The 13092-nt window shown below is 57.6% G+C and carries 22 protein-coding genes and 1 pseudogene; 18 read left to right on the top strand and 5 right to left on the bottom strand.

Features of this window, described 5'->3' with window-relative positions:
- Positions 1 to 79: 79 nt before the first annotated feature.
- Positions 80 to 865 carry an XRE family transcriptional regulator gene (locus BMZ10_RS16600; protein ID WP_093464506.1) on the bottom strand — a complete coding sequence of 262 codons (786 nt, stop codon included), beginning with the start codon at positions 863 to 865 and terminating at the stop codon, positions 80 to 82.
- A gap of 85 nt (positions 866 to 950) precedes the next feature.
- On the opposite strand from BMZ10_RS16600, the gene BMZ10_RS16595 reads away from it, so the two are divergent.
- The 14 genes and pseudogenes from BMZ10_RS16595 (at position 951) to BMZ10_RS16535 (ending at position 9167) form a co-directional block, all read left to right on the top strand.
- The gene (locus BMZ10_RS16595; protein WP_093464503.1) at positions 951 to 1247 is read left to right on the top strand and encodes a transcriptional regulator; all 297 of its coding nucleotides are present in this window, start codon (positions 951 to 953) and stop codon (positions 1245 to 1247) included.
- 37 nt (positions 1248 to 1284) lie between these two features.
- Positions 1285 to 1488 (top strand): annotated as a pseudogene (locus BMZ10_RS16590) (Cro/CI family transcriptional regulator); the annotation flags it as partial.
- A 230-nt stretch (positions 1489 to 1718) separates the two neighbouring features.
- A complete protein-coding gene (locus BMZ10_RS27480; RefSeq protein ID WP_143070299.1) occupies positions 1719 to 2045 on the top strand; it encodes a hypothetical protein in 327 nt (108 codons plus the stop codon).
- A complete protein-coding gene (locus BMZ10_RS16585) occupies positions 2042 to 2341 on the top strand; it encodes a hypothetical protein (RefSeq protein ID WP_093464498.1) in 300 nt (99 codons plus the stop codon). The genes BMZ10_RS27480 and BMZ10_RS16585 overlap by 4 nt, the downstream gene beginning before the upstream one ends.
- Positions 2338 to 2628, top strand: a complete 291-nt coding sequence (locus tag BMZ10_RS16580; RefSeq protein WP_093464496.1) for a hypothetical protein — start codon at positions 2338 to 2340, stop codon at positions 2626 to 2628. The genes BMZ10_RS16585 and BMZ10_RS16580 overlap by 4 nt, the downstream gene beginning before the upstream one ends.
- Positions 2625 to 3389: a Rha family transcriptional regulator gene (locus BMZ10_RS16575; protein WP_093464494.1), complete on the top strand. Its 765-nt coding sequence runs from the start codon at positions 2625 to 2627 to the stop codon at positions 3387 to 3389. Before BMZ10_RS16580 ends, BMZ10_RS16575 begins: the two co-directional genes overlap by 4 nt.
- Positions 3386 to 3724, top strand: a complete 339-nt coding sequence (locus BMZ10_RS16570; protein ID WP_256214522.1) for a hypothetical protein — start codon at positions 3386 to 3388, stop codon at positions 3722 to 3724. Before BMZ10_RS16575 ends, BMZ10_RS16570 begins: the two co-directional genes overlap by 4 nt.
- On the top strand, positions 3721 to 4464 hold the full coding sequence (locus BMZ10_RS16565) for a helix-turn-helix domain-containing protein (protein ID WP_093464492.1): 744 nt from the start codon (positions 3721 to 3723) through the stop codon (positions 4462 to 4464). Before BMZ10_RS16570 ends, BMZ10_RS16565 begins: the two co-directional genes overlap by 4 nt.
- Positions 4464 to 5246 (top strand): ATP-binding protein, encoded by a 783-nt coding sequence (locus BMZ10_RS16560; protein WP_093464490.1) that lies wholly within the window; start codon positions 4464 to 4466, stop codon positions 5244 to 5246. The genes BMZ10_RS16565 and BMZ10_RS16560 overlap by 1 nt, the downstream gene beginning before the upstream one ends.
- Positions 5243 to 6619 carry a replicative DNA helicase gene (locus BMZ10_RS16555; RefSeq protein ID WP_093464488.1) on the top strand — a complete coding sequence of 459 codons (1377 nt, stop codon included), beginning with the start codon at positions 5243 to 5245 and terminating at the stop codon, positions 6617 to 6619. Before BMZ10_RS16560 ends, BMZ10_RS16555 begins: the two co-directional genes overlap by 4 nt.
- Positions 6612 to 7961 (top strand): tyrosine-type recombinase/integrase, encoded by a 1350-nt coding sequence (locus BMZ10_RS16550; RefSeq protein WP_093464486.1) that lies wholly within the window; start codon positions 6612 to 6614, stop codon positions 7959 to 7961. The genes BMZ10_RS16555 and BMZ10_RS16550 overlap by 8 nt, the downstream gene beginning before the upstream one ends.
- Positions 7954 to 8241, top strand: a complete 288-nt coding sequence (locus BMZ10_RS16545) for a hypothetical protein (RefSeq protein WP_093464484.1) — start codon at positions 7954 to 7956, stop codon at positions 8239 to 8241. The genes BMZ10_RS16550 and BMZ10_RS16545 overlap by 8 nt, the downstream gene beginning before the upstream one ends.
- A complete protein-coding gene (locus BMZ10_RS16540) occupies positions 8238 to 8624 on the top strand; it encodes an antiterminator Q family protein (RefSeq protein ID WP_093464482.1) in 387 nt (128 codons plus the stop codon). The genes BMZ10_RS16545 and BMZ10_RS16540 overlap by 4 nt, the downstream gene beginning before the upstream one ends.
- 180 nt (positions 8625 to 8804) lie before the next feature.
- The gene (locus BMZ10_RS16535) at positions 8805 to 9167 is read left to right on the top strand and encodes a hypothetical protein (protein WP_093464479.1); all 363 of its coding nucleotides are present in this window, start codon (positions 8805 to 8807) and stop codon (positions 9165 to 9167) included.
- A 45-nt stretch (positions 9168 to 9212) separates the two neighbouring features.
- Here BMZ10_RS16535 and BMZ10_RS16530 read toward each other — a convergent pair whose 3' ends face one another.
- The 3 genes from BMZ10_RS16530 to BMZ10_RS16520 all read right to left on the bottom strand — a co-directional run bounded on the left by BMZ10_RS16530 (position 9213) and on the right by BMZ10_RS16520 (position 10534).
- Positions 9213 to 9494 (bottom strand): VOC family protein, encoded by a 282-nt coding sequence (locus BMZ10_RS16530; protein WP_093464476.1) that lies wholly within the window; start codon positions 9492 to 9494, stop codon positions 9213 to 9215.
- A 41-nt stretch (positions 9495 to 9535) separates the two neighbouring features.
- The gene (locus BMZ10_RS16525; protein ID WP_371265981.1) at positions 9536 to 9754 is read right to left on the bottom strand and encodes a hypothetical protein; all 219 of its coding nucleotides are present in this window, start codon (positions 9752 to 9754) and stop codon (positions 9536 to 9538) included.
- A 555-nt stretch (positions 9755 to 10309) separates the two neighbouring features.
- Positions 10310 to 10534, bottom strand: coding sequence for a DUF6555 family protein (locus tag BMZ10_RS16520; RefSeq protein WP_093464470.1), 225 nt, complete (start codon positions 10532 to 10534; stop codon positions 10310 to 10312).
- A 344-nt stretch (positions 10535 to 10878) separates the two neighbouring features.
- On the opposite strand from BMZ10_RS16520, the gene BMZ10_RS16515 reads away from it, so the two are divergent.
- Genes BMZ10_RS16515 through lysC form a run of 3 tightly spaced genes read left to right on the top strand, consistent with a single transcriptional unit; the run spans position 10879 to position 11727 of the window.
- A complete protein-coding gene (locus tag BMZ10_RS16515; protein ID WP_093465574.1) occupies positions 10879 to 11196 on the top strand; it encodes a phage holin, lambda family in 318 nt (105 codons plus the stop codon).
- Complete coding sequence (locus BMZ10_RS16510) at positions 11193 to 11579, top strand: hypothetical protein (RefSeq protein WP_093464467.1); 387 nt, start codon at positions 11193 to 11195, stop codon at positions 11577 to 11579. Before BMZ10_RS16515 ends, BMZ10_RS16510 begins: the two co-directional genes overlap by 4 nt.
- Positions 11482 to 11727, top strand: coding sequence for an Rz1-like lysis system protein LysC (gene lysC / locus BMZ10_RS27840; protein ID WP_256214526.1), 246 nt, complete (start codon positions 11482 to 11484; stop codon positions 11725 to 11727). Before BMZ10_RS16510 ends, lysC begins: the two co-directional genes overlap by 98 nt.
- Positions 11728 to 12021: 294 nt before the next feature.
- Here the strand turns inward: lysC and BMZ10_RS16495 are convergent, their stop codons facing one another.
- A complete protein-coding gene (locus BMZ10_RS16495; protein ID WP_093464460.1) occupies positions 12022 to 12417 on the bottom strand; it encodes a response regulator in 396 nt (131 codons plus the stop codon).
- A gap of 239 nt (positions 12418 to 12656) precedes the next feature.
- Between BMZ10_RS16495 and BMZ10_RS16490 the strand changes: the two genes are divergently transcribed.
- Positions 12657 to 12998 (top strand): HNH endonuclease, encoded by a 342-nt coding sequence (locus tag BMZ10_RS16490; protein WP_093464457.1) that lies wholly within the window; start codon positions 12657 to 12659, stop codon positions 12996 to 12998.
- Positions 12999 to 13092: the final 94 nt, after the last annotated feature.

Below are 13092 nucleotides of genomic sequence, written 5' to 3'. Positions count from 1 at the left end.
TTAGCTCATATTTTTGCTTATGAAGACCACTCAGGCACAAAAAAGCCCGCCAGAGCGGGCTTCTACTTCCAAGCTAAATTCAGAAAAATGATGCTCCCCAGAAGACTCTCCCAATGATTTCTATCTCACGAGCGGCCATTTCAGCTGCGGTGTAGACCTCGTCAGGGTGCTCCAACTGGTTGAAGCTGCGCATCCGGATTCCGCCACCTGGAACTCTATACAGGGTTTTTACTCTGAGCTGACCATCGTGCTTCAGGGCATAGATTTTCCCGTCAGTCACCGCTGTTTGCCCGGTGTTAACGCCGACGGTGCTGCCATGCGGTAAAACCGGTTCCATGGAGTTGCCACTCACCACAACGCAGACAGCCTGGTCAAATTGCACACCTTGGGATCTCAGGGACCGTTTGCCAAACCGGAGTTTGGCCGTCGAGCTTTGTTCGATAACAGTCCTGCCGCTACCTGCTGACAACTCAACTTCCCTCAAAAATGGAATCTCGACCTCGTCATCGTCCAATGGCGTTTGATCATCCCAGACTTCAATAGGCTCTAGTGCGACGGAGACGCCAGGATCTGGAGCGTCATCATTTTCACCCTGCTCCGATAGGACCTTTTCGGCAAAAGCCGCTTCCTGACGGAGTCTCGCCTCAATGGGGCTCAAGTCCGTCATATTCCCTGAACCGGTAGCGAGCCAACCACCAGACACATCGCAGGCTTCGGCAATGTTGAATAGATAAGTTGACCGCAGCGTTTTTCCAGATTCGAGTTGGCTGATCGCGGTTTGCGCGATGCCAACCTTGAACGCGAGTTGCTTCTGCGTGAGGCCCGCGTGTTTGCGTGCTGCTTTGATTCGTTCGGAAAGATTCATCCGCTTATCCTATAAGAGGACTTATGGGGTTGCAAAGAAGTCTGCTTCTGTGCAGTCTATAAAAAGACTTATCAGGAGTTGAATTTTGAGCGATTCAATCAGTGCGCTTATCTCTCATTTTGGGAGCCAGACCGCCACAGCGAAGGTGCTCGGCGTGTCTCAACCGACAGTTTCTTACTGGCTTTCAGGTCAGCAAAGAATCAGCCCGGAGAAAGCCATCCTCGCGCAAATGAAGAGTAACGGGGCCGTCTTAGCGTCAGACCTATGCCCGCTGATTGCAGAACTCGCAGCTCTCCAAACCTTGAACGAATCATCACCTAAATCACTGGATAGCACACCTCGGCCAGATGGCGCTGTGATTCTATCCAGTGGTGCTCAGTAATGGCCGGCGGCGCGCATGAAGTAACCCTTTAGCGGGCTTCATCGCGAAGCGGGGAAGGCTTGGAGCCGCAAAGATGCTCGGCTGTACGGCGCCCGCTCTCGCAAATGCCTTAAGGGCGGGTAGGACCATTTTTGTGGATCAGGTGGGGGACGGTACGGCGAAGGCGTTCGAGATTCGCGACTTCCCAAGCCGGGAATCGAGCATCTTTTCCCCTGGCTCCAGACTGGTTGGCGTTTGCTGAGATACTGCACGTATCTTGAAAACACTGGCTCAACGAACAGTAATTTTCGGAAGGCAGAATTTTGATTATCGACAAGCGCACGACACTTCGAATCACCGGACCGCCTTAAAGCGTCCTTTCAGAATCTGCATTTCTGATTCCCAGAAAGCAGAAAACCCGCTTGCAGGCGGGTTATCAAAGCCAGTCCCTTGCAGGGGACTTTGTGTACTTCTTCGTTCAAGGGGAACGATATGTCACGTCCAGAAAATACCATCGGTATCGCAACGGCGCAAGACCCGTTGGAGCGATACACAGTTCATCAATCTAAATTTTGGGGGCCATTGGGCCGTGAAATGTTTCAGCTGATGCCATCCACTGGCAGCGGCGACGCATTGAAGGAGGCTTCCTCTTTAATGGCTGGTGTTATCGGCATCGTCAAACAATTCATCGATGAGCCTGAAGGCGCAAGCGGCAGTGTTCTGTTCGCGGTGGGCTTCCTCATGGAAAGCGCAAAGGCGTTGCTGGATGGCGGTACTTACGGGATTGAGATGCAGACTGCCCAAGGCGGTGTGCAATGAACAGCTCTATCCCAACGCTTAAGGAGCTGGCCGACGAGGCAGAGTTCCAAATGCTCGCCGCCAGAGATCAACTTGAGTGGTTTGCCGCTATTGCACGGGCGATCTCGCGCGACGTGGAGCACAACGCCGGCCGTGACGTTGTCGTGCTGGCGCAACTCGCGAACTACCTTGGAGACACTGGAGCACCAGGTACGGACTCAGCGATCGATCTGTTCGGGCAGATCGCGCGCAACGAATCCGCGCCACGAAAGGCCAGCGCGTCAAATCGTGGCGCAGCATCGGAGGGCGCTCAATGAACGCACATCCTGCTGTTCTCGTCATCGAGGGCGAAGTTCTCTCCGAAGTCACGGTTACCGCTGAACAAATGGCCCGTCTCAACGCAGCGCGAGCAACCTTCAGTGAACTGCGTTCGATCCTGCTGGCGCAGATCGTCCCATCGCTCGACGGCGGCTGGAAAAACCCACTCGCAACCGAGATCGGGAGCCGACTTGAGTCGATCACCTTCGCAACCGGCAACTTCCTCTGGAAGGCCCGCCACACGGGCGCTTCGCACAATGCGATCAATATCGGGGGTGGCCAATGAATCTCATCACCACCCACGCGTTAGCCATGTCGTCCCAGGAGATCGCCGACCTGGTCCACGCTCGTCACGACAGCGTTAAGCGGACCATTGAGCGACTGTCCGAGAAAGGTGCGATTCAACTCCCACCATTGGTGGAAGTTAAAAACCGCCTTGGCCAGAAGGTAGAACAGTACGTTTTTTCAGGAGAAAGGGGTAAGCGCGATAGCTTCGTCGTAGTCGCTCAGCTCAGTCCGGAGTTCACCGGCGCGCTAGTCGACCGCTGGCAAGAACTAGAAGGCCAGACTCATACGACGTTGCCCGAAGATCTCCCGAGCGCGCTCCGGCTCGCTGCCGATCTGGCCGAGCAGAAAACCGCGCTGGCGCTGGAAAACAAGCGGCAGGCCGCGAAGATTGCCAGCCTTGAGGACTTCTTCATGGCAGGCGAGACGCCTTTCCAGTTCGTGAAGCGCTTGAACGGTGTGAACTGCTCGCTCATCTCACACACCCTCATGGAAATGCGGTGGGTGTTCAACGAAGCCGAATCGGGCGCCCGTCCTCATTACAGGGTGTACAGCCGGACGCGCGAAAAAAAATGGCTGACCGAGAAGCCGCGGAAGATCCGTGGCGAAGGGCAGTCGACCTTTATCCGCTATGACCTGGTGCTGCTGATCGAAGGCGCAAAAAAGCTACATGACCTCTACATGAACCAGAAGTTGCCCATGAAAAAGACCTGGGACGGTCGCTTTTCCTATCTCAAATCCACTCCGGAGACGTCCCTGTGAGCATCCCCGATAAACCTGAAGTCGACCAGCAAGCAATGGTCATCAACGAAGCCTACATGGAGCAGTTCACGAACGATCAGTTGGCCTACAAGGCCTGGGTAGGCACCGACTTGGTGGCAGAGATCCTGTTCGACGAAGCTGAGGGCGTCGAGGTGCTCATGCAGGACGCACGGCACGAGGCTGCACACGCGGCAATCGCGTTGCGCGTATTGGTGCGTCGCCTTACAGGAATGGACCCTGACGCACTTCGTAAGGCGGTGAACCAGCGGCATCTTGAAATGCTGGTTCTGCAGCCAGAAACCGAGCAGTTTCCGGCCTGGGAGACCAAGCAATGAGCATGGATCTGATGGTCAAAGCCATGAAAACAAAGGTTGGCCACCCGCTGCGTAAACTGGTCCTCATCAAGCTTGCCGACAACGCCAGCGATCAGGGCGAGTGCTGGCCGTCCTACCAGCACATCGCGGATCAGTGCGAGATCAGCCGGTCGACGGTCAAGGTGCACATCCGGGAGCTTGAGCAGGTCGGACTGCTTCGGCGGGAGTTCCGACGCAAAGGCGAATTGAATCAGTCAAATGTGTTCCATCTGTCGCTTGATGGTGGGGCGGTAGACGACCGGGGTGGGGCGGGAGCTGCCCTACCTCGGGCGGAATCTGCCCGAGGGGATGGGGCGGAATCTGCCCCCAGAACCAGTCACTCTTCTGAACCAGTCAAGGAACCTAAACCTACGGGCAAATCGGATTCAAAAGAAGGGTTCTCAGTATTCTGGAAGCTGTACCCGCGAAAGGTCCAAAAGGCCAAAGCAGAAGCTGCATGGAAGAAGCTCGGTGTGACGCCGGAGATGCTCGCAGTCATCACTGCCGCGCTTGCACGCCAAGTCACTAGTATCGACTGGTTGAAAAGCAATGGGCAGTACATCCCTCATCCGACCACCTGGCTCCACGGTCGGCGCTGGGAGGATGAGCTTCAACCTGCCGCAGCTTCGGCTTCCCGCCACACAGGCTTCGACCAGATCGACTACGAGGAAGGTCTCGTGCTCGGCGCCGATGGCCAATACCGAATCGCGGGGAATCTCTGATGATCATTCGACACACCATCGAGACCACGCTGCGTGAGTGCGTGGACCATGGCCAGTTCAACGACTCGCTTGTTGAGCAATTCGGCACTGAGCCTCACTGGTATGGATGCCCACGCTGCAACTTTGACAAGCGTCACTCCCGCGATGCAGTCATTCGTGCCATCGGCGTGACGGCCCATCGTGACCGCCTGACAAACGAGCGCCTGCTCGATGCCGGTATTCCGTTGCGCTTCCAAAGTTGCTCCCTCGACACCTGGGCGGCTGGCGACAATCCGGACAAGCTCCGCGCCTGGCATATGGCGACCGGTTACGTCGATGCGTTCAGCGAGAACTTCGGCGTCGGCCGCTCGGTGATGCTGCTGGGTCAAGTCGGCACCGGCAAGACTCACTTGGCCACCGGCATCCTGCAGCAGCTGATCAGAAACTTTGGCTCGCAGGGGCTAATCGGTCGCTACACCACTGCTGGCGGCATCATCCGCTCGGTAAAGGACACGTTTGGAAATCGCAACCGGTCAGAGTCTGAGGTCTATGCCGAACTCGTCTCTCCGCATCTGCTGGTGATCGATGAGATCGGCGTTCAGCACGGGACTGACTTCGAGCGCACTGTGCTTTTCGAGGTCATCAATGGACGATATGAGCAGCGTAAGCCGACCATCATCGTCTCCAACCTCGGTATGGCTGATTTGCGTCAGTGCGTGGGCGATCGGGCTGTGGATCGGCTTCGCGACAAGGGCGGCCTCGCAGTGCTGTTCCGCTGGGAATCCGCGCGAGGTGCCGCATGAGTCGCGAACTGTTCAACGTCGACGCTGAGCATGGCCTGCTTGGCGCTCTCTTCATTGATCCAAACCTGCTGGATGAAATCAGCACGAAAGTCAGCGTGTCCGATTTTCACGAAATCGAAAACGCAGCGCTCTTCCGGGCGATCCTTGACTGCCACGAAGCGGGCGATCCGGTGGACGTGGTGATGGTCGCTGAGCACCACCCGTATTTGCCCAGCGGCGACAGCATGTTGGGCTATGCGGCGACCATCCAGGCGAATGCACAAGGCACCTCGAGCTGGAAGACGTACGCACGGGTGATCCGTGAACGCGCAGTGCTGCGCAAGGTCGTCGAGACGGCCTATGCGATCAGCGAGTCAGCCAATGATGATCTGCCGGTCGCCGAGATCATCGCGCGCGGACAGCAGGCTATGGCTGACCTGCGCGATCTGGAGGACGGTGAGCCGGACTATCACAAAGTCAGCGACATCCTCATAACCGTGACGGACACCATCGACGCCAAATTTAACAAGACGGCGTCGAAAGGACTGTCCAGCGGTATCCCGGATCTGGACAAGCTGATACGCGGCCTGCGCCCCGGCAACATGGTCGTCGTGGCAGGTCTGCCCGCGTCAGGTAAGACCATCCTCGGCGTTCAAATGGCCCAGCACGTCACCACACAGCTCGCTGGCGCTGGTCTGGTGTTCAGTCTGGAGATGACCAAGGAAGAGCTGGTAACGCGCAACATCGCCTCGCTGGGTAGCGTTGACCTTACCCGGTTGGACGAGGGTGACACGTTGGAGGATGACGACTGGCCAAAGATCACTGGCGCGGTCGCTCAACTCTCCAAAGCCCGACTTTACGTCAGCGATCAGGCGGGGATGACCGTGGCACGTATCCGTTCGATCGCCCGCCAATGCCAGCGCCGCGAGGGATTGGACGTCATCGTGGTGGACTACATCACGTTGATTGCCGGCGCCGGCGGACAGAACCGCACGCTTGAGGTGGGCAAGATATCCACTGCTCTCAAGAACCTGGCCAAGGAGCTCAAAGTGCCTGTAATCGTGCTGGCGCAGCTCAACCGCGGCCCAACCAACCGTCCGGACAAGCGCCCGCGGCCGAGTGACATCCGGGATAGCGGCCAGATCGAGCAAGACGCCGATGTGGTGATCCTCGTGCACCGCGATATGGAAAGCGAAGAAGGCCAGAACGGCGTCACTGAGCTGATCGTCGGCAAGTGCCGACATGGGAAGCAAGGGACGTGTCTGGTTCAGCAGGAGGGCAAGTTCGTTCGCTTCGTTCCGTTCGGTGGAAAGGTGCCCAGCGACGAAGAGGTGGAAATGGGGCGAGTGGTGAGATTCACCGGTCGTTCGAAGGGGAGACCCGATTATGAATAATCTGCTCAAGACGCTGACCGTAGTGATGACTGACGCAGAGATTCGTCGGCACGCCCAACTCGGTCATGTCCGGGCGCTGCGTGATGCCCGCCACCCGCAATTGCACTTCCGGTACTCAACGGTTGATCGCAATCGCGGCTCATGGCACGTCGTGATCGGCGGCAAGTGGGGCAAGGCGGGCAGTTATCCGGGAATCAACGCCAAGCTGATGCAGGCCACTTTGCCTGAGATTCTGGCACGCCGCGCTGCCGATCCGGACGCGACGTCCACCACCACCAGCTGGCGCACCGTGGGCGACGTGCTGGCCTGGTACACCGACCGCATGGGCCGCGACCGTGGCCTTTCCGCCAAGCGTAAGGCCAGTGCGCTGTCGGCGCTGCGCTGTCACCTGGTGCCGCGCCTGCATGATCTGGAGTTGGCGAGCCTCGACCGTTCGGCGCTGGATCGGCTTCTGATGTGGCCGATGCAGGAGCGGTTTGCGCTGTCCTTCGTGCGCTCGGTCTATGGGGTCCTGGCCGCTGCGTTCCGGCAGGCCGCGCGGCTGAAGCATGTCGCCGTCAACCCGATGGCCGACCTCAAGTTCACTGACTTCGTGCGAACGCGGATCAGGCCCAAACCGGCGCGCCTGCGTGGTGATGACCTGCCTGCGCTCCTACAGGAACTGGGCGAGCGGATCGAGGCAGCACCGGTTGAAGTGATGTTGCCGCTGATGATGCTTTGCCACGGCACCCGGCTGAGCGAGACGCGGCTGGCGCGCTGGAAGAATATCAACCTGGTTACCCGGCAGTGGTTTATCCCGGCCGACGACACGAAGACCAAGGCCGAACACACGCTGCCGCTGACCGAGCAGGCCTGCGCGCTCCTACGGCGGTACCGCGACCTGCAACACCGTGGGGGTTACACCGGCCCCTTGTTGTTCCCCGGCAACAACGGCGCGCCGCTGAGTTCGAGCAAGGCGTGCACGGTGTTCGTCAGCGTGAGCAAGGGCGAATGGTCGAGCCACGACTTGCGCAAGGTGGCGCGAACGGCATGGGCCGACCTGGGGGTGGATTACATGGTGGGCGAGATGTTGCTGAACCATGCCATGAAGGATCTGGACGCCACCTACATCCACACCACCGCCGAGGGCATGAAACGCAAAGCGCTGGAGGCTTGGCATGCCCACCTCGATCAGCAAGGTTTTACCGTCTTTCACGGTGGGACATATGCGGGACAGAACCTCGGGGCATCTGCCGCGCAGACCGCTAACGGCGCGGCTCTCAGCGCGAATCAATATCCATCCCAAGGGAGGAGCCAAAACAAAGAAGGCGCCGCCCGCCAGCCAGGAGACGGCCATGAATAACGGTTCAGCGGCAGCGCCGCGCAAAGCCATGAGCGACATCGAATGCCAGTTTCTCAAGATCGCCGGTGACGAGCTGGCCAAGGTCAAGATGGGCGGGCCGTCGGCACTTGCCACCCTGCTGACCATGATCGCGAGCTGGCACTCCAGCCGCTTACAGATTGGCTTCCACGACTACGGGCAGCGCTGGCTGCTGGAAGGAAACGCCAAGAACATCGCCGCTGACCGGTTGCTCCGCGACCTGTTCGGCCTGGGCGACCCAGACCCGAGGAAAGCCGCATGAAGAAGCGTACGTACACAGACAAGCCGCTGGGCGATACCGAGTATCTGCTGGAGCAGTGGGGTAGCTGGCGGATGTCGGGGATGGGCGTGCCTCGGTACGTCTCTCAACTGGCGTCGGTCATCGCCCAGGCAAACCCATGCGCTGATGGGTTGAGCTACGTGATCACCGACGATGTTGCGATGCTGGTGGATGCTACGGTTGCTCGCCTGATCAAGCGTAATCAGCAGATGGGGGAATTCATCTGGTGGTACTTCGGAGCGAAGTGGACGATGGTGCGGATTGCCGAGGCCCACCGGATGTCGGAGCGATCAGCGCGTGAGGTGATCCGGAACGGGGTGTCATGGATCGACGGCGCTTTGGGAGATATTTGCGCAGCGGCGTAGAAAGTTCTTTCCGGACGGATAAACACCTGTTTTCATGGCACGGTGTTCAACGCATTCAGCGCGACACCCCTAACAATGAGACCCCGGCCAAGCGTCGGGGTTTTTTATTGACGGCGGTCTTTTGACTTTGCCCTGATGTCGATATGATGGCGATCTCACCATCATCCAGAAGGGATTCTTATGCGTTCGTTGTTTGCAAAATCGTTCGGCGGATTGAGCGGGCCGGTATACCTGCGGCACTTTATATTCGGCGCCGTTATCGCGGCATTGCTCATCAGTCTGTCGCTCAGTGGCAACCATAAGGCGAATTACGGACTCATCGTCTTTGCCCTGATAAACACCGTGCTGTATCCATACGCAAGGTTCGTTTACGAGAGCGTGGTGGGTTACATCGTCGGCAATAACCAGTTCTACTTCAACGCAGTAGCTTTCCTCATAGCGAAGTACTTCACGATTGCGATGTGCTGGGCGTTCGCGATTTTCGTGGCCCCAGTTGGATTGATTTACCTGTTGGTCCGTAACAGTAGAAATCCGACGGTGTGACGAACACCAGAAGCCCGGCCATTGCGACGGGCTTTTTTGTTGGTGTCAGTCATTGCCCGGCTCAAATTCAATTTCTGCACCTAATTCGCGCATTTGCTGGTAGATCGCGTCGAGTTGGTCCTCTGGCAATGACAACCTGGCCGCAATGAAAAACAGCATTTGCGCGCTCAGTTCGCGAGGACTGGCCCCACCGGTGTATTTGCGCCATTGGCGACCATCGGAAAGCCCGGCTATAGCGGCCATTTCATTGCCCGTCTTGCTCAGTTTGCCCTTCAACGCTTCCAGATCGGAAGTGGAGGGCGGCGTGTAGTGTTTGATGATTTTCATATCGGCCTTACGAGAAACCCCGCTTTCGCGGGGCTTGTGGATCAGGAGAAGTATCTGGTCAGTGCCAAGGTGGCTGCTGCTACCGCACCTACTAGGCCAGATGCGATGGCCACTGGGTACCAGAACATCTCTCGGCTGAGCTTGCCCGACTCGGCGCGCAGCTTGGTGGTTTCCGCGTTCAGCTTGCTGGTCTCTGCCATCAGCTTCGCGATCTCGGAGTGAATCTTTTCGAGTTCGGCGGTGGTCATTGCGTTGCTCATGTGCTTCCCCTTGGGGTTGTCGGGCCGGGCGGTATGCGCTTCCCATGTGTTGTATGTTAGGCCCATTGGGCCTAATGGTCAAGCCTTTTTATGTGATTATTTTGCGTCGCCATAGTCAGGGTGGGCCTACGGGCAGGGCCTGAACGCGGTATAGCCGGTCGTCACGCGGACGGGAAGAACACCGGCAGTTGAAGCGCCTGATACCTCTGATGCTCTGGGCGGCTTGCACGGACGGAAGGGAGAGACCTTCACTTATTTATCGTTGTTGTTGGATCGTACGCGGGCATAGATTCCAACGCACTTTAGAGACGCCTTGGCTTTCAGCAACGGTCCACAATAAGCTTAGGAATGGCCGGCTGGGGAGTGAGCTTTCCGGAACGCCTGCGTTCCTGACCGCAATGATCCAAGCCTCCAGTTCGCTCATTGAATAAGCGTCATGGAGCATCACGCATTTGAGCCCACAATGCATGTAGTGGATTTCATATGTGTTCGGCGGAAGGATAGGCCGCAAATCTAAGAGCCAATTTCCATCATTCTGCACGTCACTCTCAACGCTCAAGCTGGAGACCACTCCACGCTGGTGACGCCGAGGCGTTCTGCCTTCGGCTTGCTAAGCTTGATAACTGGGTCACTTCGATATTTAGGTAGTTCGCCGAATCCGGCATCAACCGTAGCCCAGTGCCACGCTTCGGCGTTGTCCATCCTCGCTGCCCGGATGTAGAACGATTTGTAAGCGCCGTCGAGCAGGTAGTCAATGCGGTAATGATGTTCCTGCGCCATGTCAGAAGCTCCTTGATTTTTAATCACTACCGATGACTGATTGTCTGACGTGGCAAAAATTCACCTGCGTTTCATAGAATTGGGCATCGCTATGCCTCGCACGGCAATGCATTGACGCACCGTACGACCGAGGAGGCTTGGCTATCGAGCGTTGCCCTGATGGATTAGATGGCCAACAGATCCGGAGCGATGCCCAAAGCAGCAACGATCTCCTCGTGAGTCGCCTTTTGTGGACCCAGGGCCTGCTCCGCAGACGTTAATTTGAAACGCCGAACCCATCCCCGCCGAGTGCGGATTTTTCATTTTCCGATCCCGAAAGGGTGGTCTGTCGGATGTCGACGAACATGCCAGAAAAAACACCTGACTTCTGGGCGCACGTCTGGCTGATCCTCTCCACGCCGCTCTGGCAGGGGGCAATCATGGCCGCAACCATCTCGATGCTTCGAGTGCTCTATGAGGGCAAGGAGGCTAACAAGTGGCGCGTTCTGCTTGAGGCTCTTATGTGTGGTGGTCTGAGCCTGTCGGCCAGCAGCGTCATTGAATGGATGGCGTGGCCGTCCAGCCTCTCCGTTGGTGCCGGTGGGGCAATTGGATTTATCGGGGTGACGGCGATCCGGGAACTGATCATCAGGTTCCTCGGACGCAAGGCGGACTCAGCATGAAAGCGATTGCAGCTGCATTCATCATCGCGCTGGTGGGCGTACTCCTGGTGGGCATCCAGCAATACCGCGTCATCGCACTGCGCGGCGAGGTGGCGATCGAGACCAAAGCTAAAGCCGACGCCGTCGCGGCCAACGCCGAGAGCCAAGCCACGATCACCACCCTACGCGCCGAAGCCAAACGGAACGCAGACTATCAAGCGGACCTTGCCAAGCGGCTGAGGGCCAGTGAACAGAAAGCCCTGCAGGCGAGGAAGGACTTTGAAAAACTCAAGCGCGAGAGCCCGGCTGTTCGCAAGTGGGCTGATCAGCCTTTGCCTGACGGCCTGCGCGGCAAGCCACCCAGCACCGGTAAAGACAACAACGGTAAGGCTCGAACCCCCTGAGCTGGTTCCGTGCGAGCGAATCAGCGAGAGCGACGAAGACGTCGTTTTGAATGGTGATCTCTGGGCATTGAAGGATCGGGCAGTGAACCTACTCGATACCTGCGCCGATCAGGTCGACGCCCAGATCCAGCGGAGCAAATCGAAGTGAGAAAACAATGAAACTGATACTCAAGCGAGTAGCAGAACAGGTTGAAGTGACCGGCCTGAGCGATGGGTCACGGAAGTATGTGCCAGGGAAGATGCACCAGCATTCTCCGTTCGCGCTACACACCGACTCAGGGGAGATTCTGCCATGTCAGGTAAGCACCAACATGGCAAGCAACGCTGGCGATGTGGTCCGACTTACCGTCGTGTTCACCGTCGATGGGGATTCTCTGCGCGTTGAAGGTGATGACGCAGAGTAGCCGCCACGTTTTTTGACGCGTCCGTTTCGTGGCGCGCCTCAAGAAGCTGTAAGGCGCAGGATCAATTTTGCCAGGACTTCGACCGACCAGGGTTTGGAAACGTATGTGATTCCTGATCTCAGTTTATATGCCGTGCCGAATACTCCCGAGGTAACAATGATAGGAAGGCCGGGAATCATTGACATCGCTTTGGCGGCCAAGTCCCCGCCGGTTATCTCACCCGGCGTACGGAAGTCCGTCCATAGCAGCCTAATCACATCGCGGCCTTCCTGCATGAACCTCCACGCGTCATCTGCATTAGCAAAAACCAGCGGCCTGAATCCGAGATCCGTTACCAACTCAACCATAACGTCCAACTGTGCAGGGTCATCTTCGACCAGCATCACTGAACCGGACCGGAGTGGTAGCGGAGTTAATTCGAGATCAGTAATCAAGTTGACTCCTTTCTGTCTGTCAGCGAAGGCGAACAGCGTACGTCAATGGCGGCTGTAAGGGCCAGCCGTTGTGAGCCCCGGAATGATGTGCCTTCCAGCCCTGCGGGCGCATATAAGCTGAGGAATGATCATGTCCTGTTCAGGATGTGCAGCACGCCGAGCCAGGGCAGCGAAGTGGTTCGCCATTGCAGCTGACCGAGCAGGTTTATTAATCAACCCCTCACGCAAGGTCGAACCGGATGCCAAGGCTCAAGACGCTGGGAAGCAGACTGCAGACCCACTGTGATCGCCTGACGGTGATCGCTTCCGACTCTTGGCGAGCAACGAAGACCACCGCCCACCAGCGTGGTTACGGTTACAAGTGGCAGAAGGCGCGGGAAGGATGGTTGCGCGCGCATCCCCTGTGCGCTTACTGCGACCGTGAAGGGCGAGTGTCTGCAGCCACTGTGGTTGACCATGTCGTGGCCCACCGAGGCGATATGAAGGTCTTCTGGGACAAGGCGAACTGGATGTCTCTTTGCGCTTCGTGCCACTCCTCCGTCAAGCAGCGAGAGGAGAATGCGGAAAGGCGCGGGTCTTGACCATTCGTCGGAAACGAGATGGATTCTCATTTGAATGCACTTCTTTGGTGCATTAGACAAAGTCTATGGGTAGGGGTGTCCTGAAAGTCTGGGC

Origin of the sequence: Pseudomonas sp. NFR16 (genome assembly GCF_900108875.1) — a bacterium.
Taxonomy (GTDB): Bacteria; Pseudomonadota; Gammaproteobacteria; order Pseudomonadales; family Pseudomonadaceae; genus Aquipseudomonas.
Note: the sequence above shows the minus strand (reverse complement) of the source record. Positions and strands in the feature narration are given on the sequence as shown.